Origin of the sequence: Kitasatospora aureofaciens, assembly GCF_001188955.3 — a bacterium.
GTDB lineage: Bacteria > Actinomycetota > Actinomycetes > Streptomycetales > Streptomycetaceae > Kitasatospora > Kitasatospora aureofaciens.
The window spans coordinates 359932-376264 of the sequence record NZ_JPRF03000001.1; the positions used below are offsets into that span (position 1 = coordinate 359932).

Annotated in this window: 20 protein-coding genes; 5 read left to right on the top strand and 15 right to left on the bottom strand. The window is 72.3% G+C overall.

Going from position 1 to position 16333, the window contains the following annotated elements:
* Positions 1–53 precede the first annotated feature (53 nt).
* Positions 54–947, bottom strand: coding sequence for an aldo/keto reductase (locus HS99_RS01625; RefSeq protein WP_030557682.1), 894 nt, complete (start codon positions 945–947; stop codon positions 54–56).
* A complete protein-coding gene (locus HS99_RS01630; protein ID WP_050367024.1) occupies positions 944–1501 on the bottom strand; it encodes a TetR/AcrR family transcriptional regulator in 558 nt (185 codons plus the stop codon). The genes HS99_RS01625 and HS99_RS01630 overlap by 4 nt, the downstream gene beginning before the upstream one ends.
* Positions 1502–1845: 344 nt before the next feature.
* Here HS99_RS01630 and HS99_RS01635 point away from each other — a divergent pair, with 344 nt between their 5' ends.
* Positions 1846–3147 (top strand): MFS transporter, encoded by a 1302-nt coding sequence (locus tag HS99_RS01635; RefSeq protein WP_050367025.1) that lies wholly within the window; start codon positions 1846–1848, stop codon positions 3145–3147.
* A gap of 224 nt (positions 3148–3371) precedes the next feature.
* On the opposite strand, the gene HS99_RS44460 is transcribed toward HS99_RS01635, so the two are convergent.
* From HS99_RS44460 to HS99_RS01665, 7 genes are all read right to left on the bottom strand, one after another.
* The gene (locus HS99_RS44460) at positions 3372–3521 is read right to left on the bottom strand and encodes a hypothetical protein (protein ID WP_157881910.1); all 150 of its coding nucleotides are present in this window, start codon (positions 3519–3521) and stop codon (positions 3372–3374) included.
* Between the two features lie 43 nt (positions 3522–3564).
* On the bottom strand, positions 3565–4083 hold the full coding sequence (locus tag HS99_RS01640; RefSeq protein ID WP_046387080.1) for a hydrogenase maturation protease: 519 nt from the start codon (positions 4081–4083) through the stop codon (positions 3565–3567).
* A complete protein-coding gene (locus tag HS99_RS01645; RefSeq protein ID WP_030557684.1) occupies positions 4080–5441 on the bottom strand; it encodes a Ni/Fe hydrogenase subunit alpha in 1362 nt (453 codons plus the stop codon). Before HS99_RS01645 ends, HS99_RS01640 begins: the two co-directional genes overlap by 4 nt.
* A gap of 64 nt (positions 5442–5505) precedes the next feature.
* Entirely contained in the window at positions 5506–6351 is an 846-nt protein-coding gene (locus HS99_RS01650) for an NADH-quinone oxidoreductase subunit B family protein (RefSeq protein WP_050367026.1), read from the bottom strand.
* Between the two features lies 1 nt (position 6352).
* Positions 6353–7159: an FAD/NAD(P)-binding protein gene (locus HS99_RS01655; protein ID WP_030285958.1), complete on the bottom strand. Its 807-nt coding sequence runs from the start codon at positions 7157–7159 to the stop codon at positions 6353–6355.
* Entirely contained in the window at positions 7156–7611 is a 456-nt protein-coding gene (locus tag HS99_RS01660) for a Crp/Fnr family transcriptional regulator (RefSeq protein ID WP_030285956.1), read from the bottom strand. The genes HS99_RS01655 and HS99_RS01660 overlap by 4 nt, the downstream gene beginning before the upstream one ends.
* A complete protein-coding gene (locus HS99_RS01665; RefSeq protein WP_030285954.1) occupies positions 7608–8759 on the bottom strand; it encodes a 4Fe-4S dicluster domain-containing protein in 1152 nt (383 codons plus the stop codon). The genes HS99_RS01660 and HS99_RS01665 overlap by 4 nt, the downstream gene beginning before the upstream one ends.
* A gap of 462 nt (positions 8760–9221) precedes the next feature.
* Here HS99_RS01665 and HS99_RS44465 point away from each other — a divergent pair, with 462 nt between their 5' ends.
* Together HS99_RS44465 and HS99_RS01675 are read left to right on the top strand one after the other, a co-directional pair.
* Positions 9222–9452: a hypothetical protein gene (locus tag HS99_RS44465; protein ID WP_030557685.1), complete on the top strand. Its 231-nt coding sequence runs from the start codon at positions 9222–9224 to the stop codon at positions 9450–9452.
* A gap of 70 nt (positions 9453–9522) precedes the next feature.
* Positions 9523–10491: a 1-phosphofructokinase family hexose kinase gene (locus tag HS99_RS01675; RefSeq protein ID WP_043481575.1), complete on the top strand. Its 969-nt coding sequence runs from the start codon at positions 9523–9525 to the stop codon at positions 10489–10491.
* A 345-nt stretch (positions 10492–10836) separates the two neighbouring features.
* On the opposite strand, the gene HS99_RS01680 is transcribed toward HS99_RS01675, so the two are convergent.
* From HS99_RS01680 to HS99_RS40460, 6 genes are all read right to left on the bottom strand, one after another.
* Positions 10837–11367 (bottom strand): hypothetical protein, encoded by a 531-nt coding sequence (locus tag HS99_RS01680; RefSeq protein ID WP_030557688.1) that lies wholly within the window; start codon positions 11365–11367, stop codon positions 10837–10839.
* Positions 11364–11945, bottom strand: coding sequence for a DUF4913 domain-containing protein (locus HS99_RS01685; RefSeq protein ID WP_030557689.1), 582 nt, complete (start codon positions 11943–11945; stop codon positions 11364–11366). Before HS99_RS01685 ends, HS99_RS01680 begins: the two co-directional genes overlap by 4 nt.
* Before the next feature lie 448 nt (positions 11946–12393).
* Entirely contained in the window at positions 12394–12921 is a 528-nt protein-coding gene (locus HS99_RS43885) for a hypothetical protein (RefSeq protein ID WP_157881899.1), read from the bottom strand.
* A gap of 267 nt (positions 12922–13188) precedes the next feature.
* A complete protein-coding gene (locus tag HS99_RS01695; RefSeq protein WP_046387015.1) occupies positions 13189–13509 on the bottom strand; it encodes an Hsp20/alpha crystallin family protein in 321 nt (106 codons plus the stop codon).
* A 149-nt stretch (positions 13510–13658) separates the two neighbouring features.
* The gene (locus HS99_RS01700) at positions 13659–14084 is read right to left on the bottom strand and encodes a CBS domain-containing protein (protein WP_030285948.1); all 426 of its coding nucleotides are present in this window, start codon (positions 14082–14084) and stop codon (positions 13659–13661) included.
* Positions 14081–14743 (bottom strand): OsmC family protein, encoded by a 663-nt coding sequence (locus HS99_RS40460; protein ID WP_232790748.1) that lies wholly within the window; start codon positions 14741–14743, stop codon positions 14081–14083. Before HS99_RS40460 ends, HS99_RS01700 begins: the two co-directional genes overlap by 4 nt.
* 266 nt (positions 14744–15009) lie before the next feature.
* Between HS99_RS40460 and HS99_RS01710 the strand changes: the two genes are divergently transcribed.
* Together HS99_RS01710 and HS99_RS01715 are read left to right on the top strand one after the other, a co-directional pair.
* Complete coding sequence (locus HS99_RS01710) at positions 15010–15207, top strand: hypothetical protein (RefSeq protein ID WP_030285944.1); 198 nt, start codon at positions 15010–15012, stop codon at positions 15205–15207.
* A 131-nt stretch (positions 15208–15338) separates the two neighbouring features.
* Positions 15339–16325, top strand: coding sequence for an Acg family FMN-binding oxidoreductase (locus tag HS99_RS01715; protein WP_043481573.1), 987 nt, complete (start codon positions 15339–15341; stop codon positions 16323–16325).
* Positions 16326–16333: the final 8 nt, after the last annotated feature.

Here is a 16333-nt window from a genome sequence, read left to right on the forward strand (position 1 = left end):
GTCAAGGCGGCCAGCGAAGGGCGTAGTCGCCGCCTGGGCCGCGTCGGTTCCGGTCAGCCGATGGGGACGTCGTTGGAGCGGGACCGGATGCCGTCGAGGGTGGCGAGGGTCGCGGCGTCGAGGGTGATCTCGCCGACCGCGACGTTCGCCTCCAGGTGGGCGAGGTCGGCGGTGCCGGGGATGAGCAGCACGTTCGGGGAGTGGTGCAGCAGCCAGGCGAGCCCGACCTGGGAGGGCGTGACGTCCAGGGACTCGGCCACGGCGTGCACCGCTGGCTCGTCGGTCGCTTTGGGCAGGCCGGGGAAGGCCCCGCCGAGGGGGAAGAACGGAACCCAGGCGATGCCCTCGGCCGCGCACAGCCGCAACAGGTCCTCGTCGTCGCGGGAGACGAGGCTGTAGGCGTTCTGCACGCAGACGACGCCGGCGGGCAGGGCGCGGCGCAGGCCGTCGAGGGTGACGCTGCTCAAGCCGATCTCGCCGATCTTGCCCTCGTCGCGCAGGGCGGTCATCACCGCGAGCTGGTCGTCGAGGTCGATGATCTGGTCCCCCTCGGGGCGTAGCCCGGGGCCAGTGTCCAGGCGGCGCAGGTTGACGACGGCAAGCCGGTCGACGCCGAGGCTCCGCAGGTTGTCCTCGACGCTGGCGCGCAGCTGCTCGGGACGCTGCGCCAGACGCAGCGGCAGGTGCCCGCCGGGGTTGGGGTCGGCCCCAACCTTCGTGACGACCAAGACGTCGTCCTCGGGGCGCAGAGCCTCGCGGATCACGTCGTTGGCGAATCCGAAGCCGTAGAACTCGGCGGTGTCCACGTGGTCGACGCCCAGCTCGACTGCGCGGCGCAGCAGGACGACGGCCTCGTCGCGGCGGTCGTGCAGGCGCTCGAGCTGTAGTGCGCCGTAGCCGATCCGGCAGACGGGGCGGGCTCCTAACGGAGCGGTCGGGGTGGTCACGGCGCGGTCTCCTCATGCGGTGTTCGCAGGGCGGTGTAGAGCAGTTCGGCCTGGTAGAGCGCCATGATCCGGTGGGCGATCGGGGTGGCGCGCTCCCGGGCCGGGTCCGGTTCGTGGTGCTCGACCTTGACGAGCCAGGCCGTGACGCAGTCGTGCAGCATCGCGCGCATCCGGTCGGTCGCGTCGACGACGATGTCGTGGACGGCCGGGTCGGTGGTCGCTTCGCTCCAGGTCTGCACGCCGACCCGGGCCTGGACGGGGTCGATCGCGGCGGTCAGCCGGGAGAGCAGTTCGTCGGGGTCGGGCGGGACGTCGGCCGCGGCGTACTCGCCGATGGTGTCGGCGCGTCGATGGAGCATCTCGCGGGCGGCGGCGCGGACCAGGTCGGCCTTGTTGCGGTAGTGCGCGTAGATCGAGCCGGTCGACAGGCCGGACTCGGCGGTGATGTCGGCGATCGAGGTCCGCTCCAGACCGTTGCGGCTGAAGCAGCGGACGGCGGCGTCGGTGATCTGGGTGCGCCGGAGTTCTTTTCGCGCGTCGGTGAGCCGAGGCACATCCCACCCCTCACAAAAAGAGTCATCGTTCTGCTTGCAGCAGACTCTAGCAGAACCAGTGTTCTGTATACGGGGAGGCGCGTGCCATCGCGACCAGGCCCTGGACGAGGAAGAAGCCGCCGGTGCCTCAGACCGTTGAACGGCCCAACCCATTGGGGAACGAGAGCGGCACCGGGAATTTTCGATCGAGGACCGTCATCACGAGCTGCCCGCCGGGCGCTGCACCCGGTGTGGCCGGGACGGGATGCCGCTGAAGAGAGGGCACTGCCGCTTCTGCCACGTGGTGCTGTCCATACACGTCGGCGAGGGCAAGCCGGTCGATCAGTGACTCAGAGAACGCCGTCATGTTCCACAAATCCCCGGGCAAAGCCAAGATCGTCCGCCGGCTCCAGGAGGGAGGCCGCCTCATCGCCCCGAAGACCTGGCCCACATCTCGCCGTACCCTGCCCGCCGGCCACCCGCTCGCGCAGGCCGAGGCCGTCACTGCGGAGCACCTGGCCGAGCTGCCGCTCGTCCAACTGCCGCCCGCCGTAACGAAGTCCTTCCGCACCGACCGCAACCCGACGCGGACACCGGCCGGTATGCCGATCCCGCCCGGCCCGACCGGCGGCACGCTGAACGAGATCCTGACCCTGGTAGGCGCCGGCTGGGGCGCATTCCCGCTCGGTGCCCAGGCCCGCCGCTACCACCCCCGCCCTGACGTCGCCTACCGCCCGCTGACCGGCGCACCCCCGGTGCAGTGGGGCCTGCTGACCCTCGTCCACGGCATCGCCGAGGCGGAGAACGGCATCACCCGGCTCCAGGCCTGGCTGCCCCTGGTGATCAGTGCGATCGCCGGCGTGCTGTTCGTACTCCACGAGCGGCGCGCCACCGAGCCGGTTCTGGAGCCGTCGCTGTTCCACAGCAGCGCGTTCACCGTGGCCGCGCTGGCCAGCCTGACGCTGAACTTCATCGCCGCGGGGTTCAGCTTCGCCCTGGGGCAGTTCGGCAGTGTGGTCCTCACGCTGTCCCCACGCACGATCGGCCTGCTGTATCTGCCCGGCGCGCTGCTGGTGGCGGGCGCCGTCGTCCTCGCCGGGCGCCTGATCGGGAGGTACACCCCCCGGCCGGTCCTCATCACCGGCATGCTGGTGCTGGTCGCGGGCGGGCTGCTGATGGCGGTCACCGCCGGGCCCACGATGGCGCTGTGGATCCTGGTCCTGGCCACCTGGCTCACCAACCTGGGCTCACTGGTGGCCTCGGCCTCGGTGGCCGAGACCATCCTCTCCCACGCCCCGCCCGGTCGGTCCGGTGCCGTCGCCTCCGTCCAGCCGGCGTTCGGAATGACCGGCTACGCCCTCGGCCCCGCCGTCTACCTCCTGCTGTTCAACCTCTTCTTCCGACGGCAGTGGCTCAACGACGCCGACGCGCGCGGCCTGTCGGAGACCCAGGCCGCCCAAGCCGTGGACGCGACCCGAAGCGCGATGGCGCAGAGTCCGGCCACCGTCGGGTACGACCCGAACCTGCTCCGGCAGGCCGGGCTGGACCTCGGGCTGGACTTCACCGACGGCCTGCGGCTCACCATGCTGGTCACGAGCCTCCTGCCGCTCGCCCTGGCCGTGGCCGCGTACTTCCTGATGCCCCGCAGGGTCCGGCCCACGCCGTAGCAGCCGGTTCCGACCGCGGGCGGCACGTGCCCCGGCCCCCGGCGGCTCGCTCACGGCGCGGACCCCGTCCGGTCCGCGTGGCCCCCGCCACGCGTCCGAGGACGGACCGGACGGCCCGACCGGGCGGGCGGCGGTCGGCGCGCTGCGGGGACCGTCGGCCGAAGCGGTGCGGGTCAGGGCCGCGCGAGGTGCCCTTCGCGGCTCGGGGACGACGCCGGCGCGGGTCAGCGGTGGCTGACGATGACGGACACACCCCACCCGATCGCGGCGAGGACCACCGCGAAGCACGCCGCGGCGACGAGGTAGCCGATCGGTCCGGCGGCCGGAGGCGTGGCGGCAGCCCTGTCCGGGCGGGCCGGCGTCGACTCGCTCATACGGCGCCCCGGAGCCGTCCCGTCGACGGTGTCGACGAGGTCGTCAGGGCGGCTTGTGCGGTCCCCCGTCGGCTGTGTCCCCGCCCGCACGGCCGAGGGTGCGATGCGCCTTGCGGATGCTGTCGGCCACCCGGCGGGTCAGTTCGGGCAGTGCGGTCCGGACCGCGGGGCTGAGCCCGACCCCCAGGGTGAAGTCGGCTCCCTCGACCGCGTGCACCACCAGGGCGCGGGGCATCCGGTCGAGAGCGGCGGCCAGGGCGAAGGTCTCGCCGAGGCCGAGCGCGTGGGTGCTGGCCGAGCCGACCGCGGCCCGCTCGGCCTGATCGGCGCGCAAGGTGAGCAGTCGACCGGGCTGCCCGGGGTGCGCATGCACCGCCTCGACCACCACGACTTGGTCGTGACGGTGCCACAGGTCGAGTATCCGGACGGGCTCGCCGTCGCTGACGGTCAGCACCGTGTCTGCGGGCACCTGGGTGCGCACTGCCTCGATGACGGCCGGGCCGACGCCGTCGTCCCGGCGGAACGGGTTGCCCATGCCGATCACCACCACCCGGCCGGTCATGCCCGCTCCACCGTGAGGTCGAGGAAGTGGGCGGAGCAGGAGATGCACGGGTCGTGGTTGCGGATGGCCCGCTCGCACAGCGCGGTCAGCTCCTCGTCGGTCGCCGCCGCGCCCGGGCGGTCCAGCCGGGTCTGCACCACGCGGCGCAGGTCCTCCTCGATGGCTGCCTGGTTCTGGGCGGTGGGCGGCACGATCCGGGCCTGGGTGAGCGCGCCGTCCGCGTCCATCGCGTAGCGGTGGTAGAGCAGCCCGCGCGGTGCCTCGGTGGCGGCGCAGCCGGCCGCCGGGCGTGGCGGCAGCTCGACGTACGGGCGAGGCGGCGGCTCGTAGTCATCGATGATCCGCAGCGCCTCGGCCACCGCGTGCGCCACCTCGACGGCGCGGACGACGATGCTGCGGAACGGGTTGCGGACGACCGCACCGGCGGCCGGGTCGCCCAGTCCCGCCGCTCGGGCGGCCTCGGCGGCCAGAGGGTGCAGCCAGCGCCCGCCGATCGCGTACCGGGCCAGCGACCCGGTGAGGTAGCGGCGGCCGTCCAGTTCGGACTGCAGGGCGGTGGAGTGCGGGACCTGGCGTTCCACCACGTGCTGCTCGAACTCGTCGACCGCGAAGCGCCGTACCGGTCCGGCTCGGTCCGAACCCGGGGAGTCGGGTGCGGCCATGGCGGCAGGGGTGCCGGAGTCGATGGCGTACCGGCCCGGGTCCTGCAACGCCAGCAGGTCGTAGTCGCAGGAAGCTTCGGGGAAGTCGAAGCCGGCCACCCAGCGCACGGTCTCCACGGCGTCCTCCTGGATCCGGCGCAGCCGCTCGGCCAGCGGGGCGAGCTCGGCTCTGGCCGGCACCCGGTGGAAGCCGCCGATGCGGACGTTGACCGGATGGATGGCCCGGCCGCCGAGCTGCTCCATGACGGCGTTGCCGGCCTGCTTGATCCGCAGGCCGCGCTCCACGGCTTCCCGCTGCTCGCGGGCGAGTTCGACCGCGCTGGGGCATCCGAAGAAGTCGGGGGCGTGCAGGAGGTGGATGTGAAGGGACTGGCTCTCGATCCACTCGCCGTAGTAGAGCAGGCGGCGCAGCTCGGCCAGTTGGTCGTCGATGGTGACCCCGCAGGCCCGTTCGATCGCCTGGCAGGCGGTCATCTGGTAGGCGACCGGGCAGATTCCGCAGATCCGGGAGGTGATGTCCGGGGGTTCGTAGTGCCCGCGGCCGACCAGGAACGCTTCGAAGAAGCGCGGCGGCTCGTAGATCTTCAGCCGCGCCTCGGCGACCGTACCGTCGTTCACGGTCAGGCGCAGCGCGCCTTCACCCTCCACCCTGGCGAGCGCGTCCAGCCGCAGGACGCGCGGTCCGCGATGGCTCATGCGCCCTCCTCGCCGCGCTCGCCGGTGCCTTCGCCGAACGCGCACCTTCCGGTGGTTCGCTCGTTCACTGAGGTGTCTCCGGGGGGTGGGGGTCTTCTGGGGGCTCCTGGGTGGCGAGTTCGGCTACCGGCGCGTACTCGGGAGAGGCCGCGTTGAAGGTGCGGAAGATCCTCACGATGTCCCGGCCGGTCATGCCGTCCTGTCGCAGCTGGCGCACCATCGCCACCAGGTTGGGGTTGGCGACCGGGCCGAAGCAGCCGTAGCAGCCGCGGCCGTACGTCGGGCAGAGGGCACCGCATCCGGCGTGGGTGACCGGCCCGAGGCAGGGGGTCCCGTGGGCGACGGTGACGCAGGTGTTGCCGCGCCGCTTGCACTCGAAGCACACGCTGTGGTCCGGGATGTTCGGCTTTCGTCCGGCCAGGAACGCGGTGATCACTTCGAGTAGTTGGCGCCGGTCGATCGGGCAGCCGCGCAGCTCGAAGTCGACCGGCACATGGGCCGAGATCGGGGTGGAGGTGGCCAGGGTGGCGATGTACTGGGGGCTGGCGTAGACGGTGGCCCGGAACTGCTCGACGTCCGCGAAGTTGCGCAGCGCCTGGACGCCGCCGGCGGTCGCGCAGGCGCCGATGGTCACCAGGCGGCGGGAGATCCGCCGGATGTGGTGGATCCGCCGTACGTCCTCCTCGGTGGTGACCGACCCCTCCACCAGGGAGAGGTCGTACGGCCCGATCCCGTTCAGGGTGGCCGGCTCACGCCCGTCCTCCGCACCGGACATTTCCAGGAAGTGTGAGATCCGCACCTGGTCGGCCAGGCCAAGCAGTTCGTCCTCGCAGTCCAGCAGGGTCAGCTGGCAGCCATCGCAGGAGGCGAACTTCCACACCGCCAGGGTGGGCCGGGTGTCGGCGTGCATGTCACAACTCCCTGACGGCGAGCAGGGGCTCGGCGCGCTCGTAGCCGATCACCGGGCCGTCCAGGCAGAGCAGCAGCGGCCCGAGCTGGCAGTGGCCACAGTGGCCGGTGCCGCAGCGCATGTTCCGCTCCAGCGACGTCTGGAGGCGGCGCGCCGGCAGACCTCGGGCGAGTAGTGCTCGCGCGGTGTGGCGGATCATCGCCTCGGGGCCGCAGACCAACGCGCGGGTCCGGTCGAGGCGCAGGTCGATGCGGTCCAGCAGCGCGGTGACGACGCCGACCGTACCCCGCCAGGTCGGGTCGGGCTGGTCGACGGTCACCTCGACCTGGACGGAGGTCCGCCACTGCGGCAGTTCCGCGCGGTACAGCAGCTCGCCCGGGCTGCGGGCGCCGACCAGCACGGCCAGTGAGCCGAAGCGGCCGGGGCGGTCGAGCGCCTGGTGCACGACTGGCCGCAGCGGGGCGAGGCCGAGGCCGCCGGCCACCACCAGCAGGTCGGAGTCGGCCGCCGCGTCCAGGTCCCAGCCGGTGCCGTACGGGCCGCGCAGGCCCACGGCGTCACCGGGCCGGAGTTGGCACAGCGCGCCGGTGACCGCGCCGACCGCGCGGACGGTGAGCACCAGACGGCCCCGGAGGGCGCTGACCGAGATCGGAACCTCGCCGATGCCGAAGGCGTACACCATGGCGAACCGGCCGGGCGAGAAGGCCGGCAGGGCCCGCTCGATCGGCTCGAGTTCGAGCGAGACGGTGTCCGCGGTCTCCGGTGTGGCGGCGGTGACCCGGTACGGCACGGGCACGGTGGTGGTCATGGCGGGCCGCCTCCGACCGGCGCGTAGAGGTCGAGCAGCCGGATCCGGGTGGCCTGCAGGCGGTCGGCGATCACCTCGACGCAGTGTCGCATCAGCGTGTACCCGAACTCCGGGTCATCCGCGCACAGTTGGCGCACCTCTGCGGCGGGGAGCTCCCAGGCCCGCACCGGCCCGACGGCCCGGGCCCCCAGGTGCCAGCGGTACGGCGGGAAGATCCACGACCAGCCGAGCTGCTGCCCCGCTCCCAGGGTCTCCACCACCGGCGCGGGACGGCCCGGGACGTAGACGTCGAGGGCGACCTCGCCGGAGCGGACCAGCCAGAAGCGGTCGGCCGGGCCGCCTTCATCGAAGAGCCTGCTGCCGTCGGGGAAGTCCCGGTCGTGGGCGAGCGCGAGCAGCCGGTCCCGGTGGGCCTCCGGGAGGGCGTCGAGCAGCGGTGGCAGGGTGGTCATGGTTCGCCGTCCGGGCGGTCGGCCCAGTCGTGCAGAGCGGCGGCCTCCTCGGTGATGTCGATGGCGACCGGGCACCACACGATGCAGCGGCCGCAGCCGACGCACCCGGAGGAGCCGAACTGGTCGTACCAGGTGCCGAGTTTGTGGGTGAGCCACTGCCGGTAGCGGCTGCGCGCCGAAGGGCGGACCGGTCCACCGTGCAGCTGGGAGAAGTCCAGGTCGAAGCAGACGTCCCAGACCCGCCAGCGCTCGGCGTGGTCCCCGGTCAGGTCGGTGACGTCCTCGGTGGTGGTGCAGTAGCAGGTGGGGCACACCATGGTGCAGTTGCCGCAGGTCAGGCAGCGGGAGGCGACGTCGTCCCAGCGGGGGGCGTCCAGCGTCCCGGCCATCAGCCGGCGCAGGTCGGTGTCGGGCATGGTGCGCCCCATTCGGTCCGCGGCGGAGGCGACAGCCTGGCGCGCGGTCTCGCAGACGGCTTCGGAGGCCGCGCTGGTGGGGAGTGCGGCGAGGATGTCGGCGCCCTCCGGGCTGCCGCTGCGGATCCAGAACCGGTGGCCGTCGGCGTCGACCAGCTCGGTCAGTGCCAGGTCGTACCCGGGTCCGGCCGCCGGCCCGGTACCCATCGAGGCACAGAAGCAGGTGGCGCCGGGTTCGGTGCACTCGACCGCCACCAGGAACGCCCCGGACCGGCGCCCCTGGTACACCGGGTCACGGTGCCGCCCGCCGGTCAGCACCCGGTCCTGAACGGCGATGGCCCGCAGATCGCACGGGCGGACCCCGAGGAAAGCGAAGCGCGGCGGCGGGGTGTCGTCCTCCTCGATCACCAGCTGTCCGTCGCTGCGCTCGGCCCGCCACTGGCGTACCCGGGCGGGGTGCAGGAACGTCTTCCACGACTGCGGACCGGCCGCATGGGCGAAGGCCGCGCCGTCCTCCCGCTCGCGCAGCCGGTAGTGCCCGGCTTCGAGCTCGACGCCCCACCCGTAGGGCAGCTGGTCGGCGGACTCCAACTCGGCCAGCACGATCGCGCCGTCCCGTACGGTCGGGCCGACCACCGTGAACCCGCGCGCCCGCAGCAGATCGACCAGGGTGGCCAGGCCGTCCTTGCCGATCACGGCGCCTTCGGCCGCGGGAGTCGTCGTCGTACTCACAGCACCACACCTCCGTCACCGACCAGGGACGGACGGCCCTGGCTGCCGGAGCGGGTGTCGACCCGCACCATCCTGCCGCACCTCCTCGCCCGACCGGCCACGTCCAGCACTCCGCCCACACCCGCAGGCCCATCTGTCACACACGTCCCATAAGAGCAGGATTTCCGCCCCGACACGGCGCCGACAGGGCCGGTTGGGGCATCGGGGGCGGGTCTTTCGACCACCTTCACTGTCAGCCGCTCTCACCACGCACGAGGACCACCGGACAGGGCGCGTGGTGGACGCGGCGCCGGCGGCCCACCGTGTACGGCCTTGGCGGAGCCGGTGCTCGAGATGCGTTCCCTTCCCGGTTCGGCGGCTCGTGGAACGGGGTGCGGAGGGCGAGGACGGGCATGTCGTCGTGGCCGTCGCTGGGATGGTGGTCGGCCGCCTCCGAACGAACTCGTCGAGCGACAGGTCGGCGTGGTCCAAGGCGAGCCGGGCGAGGGCCTGGAGACCGGTGTCGATGGAGTGGTGCGGGTCTGCTCGGCCACGGCCACGTTCTGTTTCACGGCGGCGAAGCTGTCCGGGGCCACCGGGATCGAGTCGATCTCCGGCCTCGACCGGAAAGCGGGCGAGGTCCGGATCATCGCTCGGGCGTTGACCGCACAGCCCGACCGGGACACCGGCGGCATGGGCGGACGCGATCTGTGAATAGAGCACGCCGCCGACGGGAGCGCACTCCGGATCGCGCGATCCCGGCTCGCACGCCAGTATGGACAGCATGTCCGGCCTGAGTACCACACCCCCGGTCCTCACCCTCACGATGAACCCTACGGTTGACATCTGCTGCGACGTCGACCACCTGGTGGACATCGGCAAGACCCGCGCGCGGGTCAGGTATGTGGCCGCCGGCGGCGGAGGGATCAACGTCGCCCGCGGCGTGGCGCGGTTCGGGGGACGGGCGACTGCCGTCCACACCGCCGGCCAGGAGATCGGCCAGCGCCTGAACCGGCTGCTGGACGAGGAGGGCATCGACCACCTCGCCCTCGGGATCGCGGGTGAAACCCGCGAAGCGTTCGTGCTGTTCGAAACCGAGTCACACCGCAGCTATCACATCGTGCCGCGCGGCCCGCGACTCGACGACGACGAGGGGCGGCGCTGTCTGGACCTGATCGAGCGGGCAGCCGGCACTCACCCGTACGTTGTGGCCAGCGGCAGCCTGCCCGAGGGTCTGCTCGACGACTTCTACACGGCCGTCGCCCGCCGGATCAGGGGAACCGGGTCCAGACTGCTGCTGGACACCTCAGGACCGGCTCTGCCCGAGTCACTGCACGAGGCCGTGTACCTGCGCAGATGCAACCGCAGCGAAGCCAGCTACCTCGTCGGCCGGGCCGTGCAGAGCTTCGACGACGCCCGCGCCGTCAACGAGCAGCTGCTCGCCGCCGGAGCAGCCGAGGTCGCCATCACCACCCTCGGGGAACTCGGCGCGCTGTGCTCGACCGGTCAGGGGCACATGGAACTGCACGCGCCGCCACTACCCGGAGAGCCGCTCAGCGACGCCGGCGCCGGGGACGGCATGATCGCCGCAATCGTCACCCGGCTGGCCGAAGGCGACGACCCGGTCGACGCCTGCGCGCTCGGGGTAGCCGCAGCTGCCGCATCGATGCTCACCCCCGGCACCGAACCGTTCGATCGGGAGGTAGCCGAGTCCCTCTGTCCCGCCGTTCGGATCAGCCGGCTTGCAAGCTGAAGACCCCCTGCCTGCCAGGACCCGTTCCGAGCAGGGCGAGGTGGTCGAAGCGCGACTGGCGGTCGGTCAGCGGATGGAGCCGACCCTGGAGGAACTGGCCCGCGTGGTGGGCGCCGTCCGACCCGGGCGCCCACCACGACCGGGAGGCGAACTGACCGGCGGCTAGCGCCGGTTCGCCACGTGCTGGGCCGCAGAGGCGGCGGCCGGTGGGGCGGGCTGGTCTGCGGGGCAGCCCCAGGGGGCGGGGTGCCTGCGAGGTGTGGGCGGTGGCGGCCCGTACTCGCTCGGCGTCGGGTCCGTCTTTGGCCTTGACAGCGAGTTCGCGGGCATCGACGACGTGGCGGATCATCTGGAGGGCGGTGTTGCCCTCTGCGTAGGCGGTGCGCAGGGCGCTCGCCGATTCGGTGATCCGGTCGAGGTCGTAGAAGGGCGGGGACGTGACCGGGCCGGGTCCTCATCGGCCGCTTTGACCTCGATGAGGTCGTAGCGCTCGCCGGAACGGTGGATCTGGTCCTCGATCCGGGTGGTGAGTTCGTCGGTCGGGCCGTAGGGCGTGCGCAGCTCCATCGCCTCGGGCGGGCAGCCGCGGTCGGCGAGCCGCTTGCGCGCGAACGCGACGTTGGCGTGCGTGAAGCTGTCCAACGCGAATGTGCCCGGGGACCGTTCGCGTTGGACATCGAACGTGGCGATGTTCGGCAGGTCTCGCTTGACGTCCCACGTGGCGGCGGTGTCGAAGGTGAGGAAGAAGCTGCGCTCGCCGACGTCGTGCCGGGCCAGGAGGTCGTAGTCGCTCTCCCAGGTGTACCGCCACAGGTGGTCGGAGTGGTCGTCGGCGGGGGACAGGCCGTCGACGTCGAAGTCGAGATCGGTGTTCATGCGGCGAGTCCCAGCTGGTCGGGGGTGGACAGGAGGCGATGGGCGGGCCGGGCCGGGCTGGTGGTGCACGCGGCGAACGGTCCGTCGGGGGAACGGAGTTGGAGGAGGGCGTGGTCGCTGTGCCACGTGGAGGGCCCGGTGTGGCCGGCCTCGGTGGCGGTCAGTTGCTGCCACGCGAGCCACAGGGCGTGCAGGCGGGCAACGGCCTCGGGGTGCTCGTACCAGCGCGCGCACCAGGGGCGGTTGGAGCTGATCTCCCGGCCGTAGGCGGGCAGCAGGAGGTGGGTGACCCAGTTCGCCAGCCCGGCCAGCTCGGCGGCGTACTGCGCGCCGCCCATCGCCAGGATGAACAGGGGCGGGGCTGCCTCGGGTTCGCCCTCGGTGGCGGGGCTCGGTTGCTCGGAGCCGGGCCCGGCGTCGGGCTCGGTGTCGGCTTCGGAGCCGAGGCGGTCCAGGAGCACGCCGTGCTGGCGGACCTCGGCCATGGTGCGGTTGAGCGCGCTGACGAGGTCGTCGAGGTCCTCGTCGGGGATGCGGATCGGCCCGGGCTCGGAGGCGCCCGGCAGCGGGTCGGACATGGCACATTCAGGGGGTTCGGACGGGCAGGGGACGGGGCGGTGGGTCTTCTTCGGCAGGGCACGGCTGGTCTCCGGTGGTGCGGGTGAGGGAGAGGATCCGCTGGAACGGCGGTTTGGTGCGGCCGCCAACTCGTGCTAGACGAAGGCGGGGTGAGCACGCCGGGAGGCAGCGAGGCGCAGGCCGAGGACGACGGCGTCGGTGAGGGTGTCGGTGAGCGGGTGGCCGGCGGCGGCCAGCCGGTTGTGAACCCGCACCGCAGCCCTCATCGCCCTCGCCACCGAACTGCCCGCACCAGTCCTGGCGGACCTCCTCGACCTTCACATCCACACGGCGCTGAAGTGGGCCCGCCATGCCCAACGCGACTGGAGCCCCTACCTCAGCGCGCGTGTCGGGGAGGGTCCTCAAGAGTCGACGCCTTCGCTCCCTCGCTGATCCGATGCTGCTTGGTCAAAGGCCGCCAACCGCGTCCTCCAAGCGTCCGAGGATTGCACGGAGCGATTGGATCCGGTCCACCGCAGTCTGCGGGATCCGTGCGAGGCACGCGCGCAAGCGGCGCACCGTCGCCAGCTGGACGCTGTCCGGACCGACAGCGTCGATCACCGCAGCGATCGCGTGCAATGCCCAGAACTGGGCGAACGGGAGAACCTCCTCGGCTGCCGCCTCCACCAGAGCGGGCAGGAACTCACCCTCCGGGCATGCGTACAGGCGGGCGTAGGCGGTCAGCCGAGTACCGCCGTCGGCCGAGACGAGCGCGGCAGCGATGTCGAACTCCTCCAGCTGCGGCGTGAGCCTGACCAGCGCGGCGAGGATCAACTCCTGACGATAGGTCCGTTCCGGGCCAGAAGGCATCCTGCGTCGCAGGTCGGTGAACTCGTCCTGGAGCCGTCTGACCACCTCCTCCGCGCTCTCCCCGCGGAGACTTTCTGTACCGGAGGCCACCAGCGCGACTCGTGCCTGGCGGCCCGCGCCGTTCACGGCCTGCCGCACCTCCTGGGCCCGCTCTTCGGCGGCCTCCAGACGCTCCTCCAGCTTGCGGTACTGGAACTTGGCACCGCCCGGGAGCTCGGGTCTCCAGGGCGGTGTCGCCGGTGTCGAGGACGGCGTGGACCTTGGTGGTGTCGCCCTCCTCGAAGAAGTCCAGGCGCAGGGTCCAGGGCTTGGTGCGCAACGGGGTCGCGGTGCAGGTGGTCATGATTCGCTCCTCCCGGGGTCGGGCGGGTGTGGGCCGCCCGACCGGTCGGGTCAACTGCCGTGGGTGATCTCGATCTTGCGGGCGGGCTTCTCGGTTTCACCGATCGGCGCGCGGACGGTCAGGACACCCTGGGCGTAGGCGGCGGTGACGTCCTCCTCGCGGACGCCGGCAGGGAGCCGGACGCTGCGGGTGAAGGAGCCGTAGCGGAACTCGGAGCGCTGCTTGTCCTTCTTCTCCTCGCTGCGCTCGGCGCGGACGGTCAGGACGCCGTCGTCGAGGCTGATGGTGACGTCCTTGTCGGGGTCGACGCCCGGTAGTTCGGCCTTGAGCTGGTAGACGCCGTCCGCCTCGGACTCCTCGATGCGGATCATGTGCTCGCCGGCCGGCATCCGTAGGTCGGGGGGAAGTCCTCGAAGAGGTCCGGCAAGGACGGCCACTGGTAGGTGAAGGGGAACCTTCTGAGCAGGTCGCCGGTCATGGTGTGCTCCAGTGCGAAAGGGGGCGGTATTTCGTGGTGTGGTCAGGCCGCGCTCTCGCGCAGAGCGCTGCGGGAGACCGGGATCAGGAGGTCGAGGAGCCGCTCGACGACGTCGCGCAGCAGGTCGTCGACGGTCAGCATGCCGACCGGACGGTCGCCGTCGAGGACGGGCAGGCGGCGCACGCCGGTGTTGCGGAAGGATCGGTACGCGGTGTCGAGGTCGGCATCGCCGGCCACGGTGACGACCGGGGTGGTCATCAGCTCCGCGACCGGCTGCGCGGGGTGCGGGCCGTGGGCGAGCACGCGGACGGTGAGGTCGCGGTCCGTGAGGATGCCGCACAATCGGCCGTGGTCGGTGACGAGCACGCAGCCGACCGCCTCCCGCTCCATGACCAGCGCGGCCTCGAAGGCCGTCGTGGCGGGGCGAACGGTGACCGGTGGCGCGGTCATCAAGTCTTCGGCCTTCATGACGCGCTCGCCTTCGGGCTGCCGTTCAGTGAGACCCTGACGGCCGGCGGGTGGTCGAGGGTGTTCTTCACGGTGCAGTGGCGGACGACGGCGAGCAAGCCCGCCTCCCGGTCCGGCGGCAGACCGAGGGCGGTGATCTCGACGGACACCGAGGCGATCCGGGCCGGTCGGTCCTGGGACACGGTGAAGCCGGCGGTGACGTGTAGGCCGTCGCGGCTGAAGCCGTGCCGGTCGAGGTAGCCGCCGGTGTAGTGAGCGGTGCAGGAGGCCAGGGTGGAGGCGCACAGCTCGACGGGCGTCGGCGCGGTGTCGGCGCCGCCCGCGTCGAGCGGCTGGCCGACGGCCAGGGCGTGCGAGCGGACGCCGACCGCGTACAGGTCTCCGGCCACCGGGTCGATCTCGATCCGTCCGGCCCGCGGGGCCAGGGGCCGGTCGACGGCGGCGGCTTGGCGCAGCAGCATCCCGGCGAGCTGCCGGGCCTCGCCCCGGGTGAGCGAGATCCAGACCTGGTCGGGGTCGTACGGGTCGAGGGTTGTGTCGAGGATGATGCGGCCGGTGTCGGACAGGACCGCTGGGATGTAGTGGGAGACCGCGATGGTTCGCCCAGTGGCGGTGTGCAGCAGCAGCTGGGTGGTGGTGCGAGAGTCGTCGGTCAGCACGGCCGTGCCTCCGGTGCTCAGGGCCCGGCTGGGTGGGCTGGGCCTCCACCACCCAGGAGACGTGCTGCCGGGGGCGGGTCGGCAGGGCCGTTCGGCCCGCCACTGGGCCCTTGCCGTGGATGGAGGCCGGGCCGGCGGGGGAGGGCTGACGGCCCAGGCGAAGCAGGGCGGGGGAGGGCCGCAGCCGGGGCCGTCTGACTCTCGGCGGCCCTCGCGCCCGTACGTCATGGTGGGGGCATCCCAACGGGGACCGGAAGGTGAGCCCGATGATCATCTCGGAGACGGTGCTATTCCACGTCGGCGACCGCGTCTGCATCTACCGCGAATCGTTTTACGGCACGGTCGAGAGCGCCGTCGTCGTGGACGCCCCGGCGGACCACAGCCTGAGGCTGGAGTTTCCGGACGGTCACCGCAACCACCTGCGCAACGGCCACATCGAACTCCTGGCCCCGGCCGGCCGATGACACCCGTGCAGGCGTCACATCAGGCCGCTCGGCCGGTGAGACCAGGGCCGTTGGGCCCTCACCGGACACCCCGGCGCGGCGGACCATCGAATCACCGGCGCTCCCCGCCGGCAGCAGGGAGTGAACCCGCCATGACCACTCGAACCGCCCTCACCGCCGCCGACCTGCGTCTGCTCGCCGAAGCCGGCGGCCTGGCCCCGTCGCTGCACAACAGCCAGCCCTGGCACTTCCGTCCTACCCCCGACCGCAGCGGCCTGGAAGTCCACGCCGACCTGGCCCGGGCGGTCCCGGTCACCGACCCGGACGGCAGGGCGATGCACATCTCGATCGGGGCTGCGGTCTTCAACCTGCGCGTGGCCGCCGCCCGCCTAGGCCGCGAGGCCTCCCTCCGGTTGCTGCCCGAGGGCGAGGGGGCGCAGCCGTGCGCCGTGCTCGATCTCTCTGCGCGGGCCCGCTCATCGCAGCCCTTCGGCGCCGACCTCTACCCGGCCATCGCGGGGCGCCACTCCAGCCGCCACCCGTTCGCCAATCGGGACGTCCCCGAAGCGCTCGTCGCCGACCTCATCACAGCCGCCCGGGAGGAAGGCGTCACCCTCACCATGCTGGAGGAGGATGGCGTACGCCGGGTGCTCGCCCTCACCTCCGAGGCCGAGGCCCGGATCGCCGCCGACGCCACCCGCGAGGCCGAGACTCACTCCTGGCTGCGCCTCGAACCCTCCTGCGACGGCATCCCGCTCGCCGCCCTCGGCTCACACGACCGCGACGCCCGCATCCCGATGCGCGGCTTCACCGGCCACCCGCCGCGCCATGCCACCCCAGCCGCACGCTTCGAGGCCCTGCCCCAAATCGCCATCCTCAGCACTCACTTCGACAAGCAGGCGGACTGGCTGCGCACCGGTCAGGCGATGGAACGGGTCTGGCTGCTCGCCACCGTCCACGGCCTGCGCGCCTCCGTCCTGCACCAGGCCATCGAGATCCCCGACACCCGCTGGCGCCTGCGCGACCCGGCCGAGGGCCCCGCCCACGTCCAGCTGGTGCTGCGCCTCGGATACGGCCCGCCCGGCGTTGCCAGCCCGCGCTGCCCGCTGACGGAGGTCCTGGACCTGCCGGAGGGGTAGCGGCAGGG

Excerpts from the sequence above, each read along its gene's own strand:
- HS99_RS01655 (WP_030285958.1), bottom strand. The coding sequence starts at position 7,159 with ATGACCACCACCGTGCCCGTGCCGTACCGGGTCACCGCCGCCACACCG.
- HS99_RS01640 (WP_046387080.1), bottom strand. The coding sequence starts at position 4,083 with ATGACCGGCCGGGTGGTGGTGATCGGCATGGGCAACCCGTTCCGCCGG.
- HS99_RS01685 (WP_030557689.1), bottom strand. The coding sequence starts at position 11,945 with ATGTCCGACCCGCTGCCGGGCGCCTCCGAGCCCGGGCCGATCCGCATC.
- HS99_RS01715 (WP_043481573.1), top strand. The coding sequence starts at position 15,339 with ATGACCACTCGAACCGCCCTCACCGCCGCCGACCTGCGTCTGCTCGCC.
- HS99_RS01635 (WP_050367025.1), top strand. The coding sequence starts at position 1,846 with ATGTTCCACAAATCCCCGGGCAAAGCCAAGATCGTCCGCCGGCTCCAG.
- HS99_RS01680 (WP_030557688.1), bottom strand. The coding sequence starts at position 11,367 with ATGAACACCGATCTCGACTTCGACGTCGACGGCCTGTCCCCCGCCGAC.
- HS99_RS01650 (WP_050367026.1), bottom strand. The coding sequence starts at position 6,351 with ATGCACGCCGACACCCGGCCCACCCTGGCGGTGTGGAAGTTCGCCTCC.
- HS99_RS01675 (WP_043481575.1), top strand. The coding sequence starts at position 9,523 with ATGTCCGGCCTGAGTACCACACCCCCGGTCCTCACCCTCACGATGAAC.
- HS99_RS01645 (WP_030557684.1), bottom strand. The coding sequence starts at position 5,441 with ATGAGCCATCGCGGACCGCGCGTCCTGCGGCTGGACGCGCTCGCCAGG.
- HS99_RS01710 (WP_030285944.1), top strand. The coding sequence starts at position 15,010 with ATGATCATCTCGGAGACGGTGCTATTCCACGTCGGCGACCGCGTCTGC.
- HS99_RS44460 (WP_157881910.1), bottom strand. The coding sequence starts at position 3,521 with ATGAGCGAGTCGACGCCGGCCCGCCCGGACAGGGCTGCCGCCACGCCT.
- HS99_RS01695 (WP_046387015.1), bottom strand. The coding sequence starts at position 13,509 with ATGATCCGCATCGAGGAGTCCGAGGCGGACGGCGTCTACCAGCTCAAG.
- HS99_RS01700 (WP_030285948.1), bottom strand. The coding sequence starts at position 14,084 with ATGAAGGCCGAAGACTTGATGACCGCGCCACCGGTCACCGTTCGCCCC.
- HS99_RS01660 (WP_030285956.1), bottom strand. The coding sequence starts at position 7,611 with ATGACCACCCTGCCACCGCTGCTCGACGCCCTCCCGGAGGCCCACCGG.